Source organism: Alloalcanivorax balearicus MACL04 (assembly GCF_025532145.1).
Classification (GTDB): Bacteria; Pseudomonadota; Gammaproteobacteria; order Pseudomonadales; family Alcanivoracaceae; genus Alloalcanivorax; species Alloalcanivorax balearicus.
The window spans coordinates 1-1,203 of the sequence record NZ_ARXS01000065.1; the positions used below are offsets into that span (position 1 = coordinate 1).

Below are 1,203 nucleotides of genomic sequence, written 5' to 3' on the forward strand. Positions count from 1 at the left end.
TGTAACCATCCCCTAAAATCGGTGCATGCGTAATTAGAGTTCTCCGACCTACAATGAGGCAAACGGAGAACGACATGAAGAAATCACGGTACAGCGAGTCACAGATCGTCAAGATTCTGAAGGAGGTCGAGGGCGGTCGCCTGGTCAAGGAAGTGTGTCGGGAGTACGGCATCTCCGATGCGACCTACTACAACTGGAAATCCAAGTACGGCGGAATGGAAGCCTCTGATGTGAAGCGCCTCAAGGAGCTTGAAGAGGAAAACCGCCGACTGAAGCAGATGTACGCCGAGCTGAGTCTGGATCACAAACTGCTGAAGGATGTGATCGAAAAAAAGCTGTAAAGCCAGCCGTTCGACGAGAACTGGTGAATTACCTGAAGCAGGCGCATGGTGTCAGCATCCGCAGAGCCTGCCGAATTGCTGGCATCAGCGACTCTGTGTACCGGTATCGGCCGGATACCTCCCGGGATGAACCGGTGATTGCAGCGCTTCAGAGCGCGACTGAACGCTATCCCGCCTATGGTTTCAGCAAACTGTTCAAGGTGCTGCGACGCTGGGGACACGGGTGGAATCACAAGCGGGTACATCGGCTGTATTGTGCGCTCAACCTGAACAAACGACGACGGGGCAAAAAACGACTCCCGACACGAAATCCGGAGCCATTAAGCGTACCAGCGACCGTCAATCGATGTTGGTCCATGGATTTCATGAGCGACAGTCTGTTCTGTGGTCGCCGCTTCCGTACCTTCAACGTAGTGGACGACTTCAACCGCGAGGTACTGGCTATCGAGGTTGATCTGAACCTACCAGCTCCGAGGGTCATACGGGTTCTGGAACGCATCATCGCTTGGCGAGGCTACTCGGCCAAACTACGCATGGATAACGGCCCGGAATTCATCTCGATCGCCTTGGCAGACTGGGCCGAGCAACACGGCATTGCGTTGGAATTTATCAAACCCGGGACACCCACTCAGAACTCGTATGTTGAGCGTTTCAATCGAACTTATCGGGACGAGATCCTGAACATGTATGTCTTCCGGAACCTCACCGAGGTGAGAGAACTGACCGAGTCCTGGATGACAGAATACAACGATGAGCGCCCACACGATTCACTGGAAGATCTGACACCATGGGAATACCTGGCGAAACACAAACGGGCGGAGAACTCTAATCAACGGTGCAACTGAAACAGGGATGTTTACAC

General features: G+C 53.4%; 1 protein-coding gene. It reads left to right on the forward strand.

Going from position 1 to position 1,203, the window contains the following annotated elements; translation table 11 throughout:
- The first annotated feature begins 74 nt into the window (after positions 1-74).
- Positions 75-1,186 (forward strand): IS3 family transposase gene (locus MA04_RS21675; protein ID WP_262462837.1). Its coding sequence is split into 2 segments (ribosomal slippage): positions 75-336 and positions 336-1,186, totalling 1,113 coding nucleotides; the frame shifts between segments, so codons are not numbered across the junction.
- Positions 1,187-1,203: the final 17 nt, after the last annotated feature.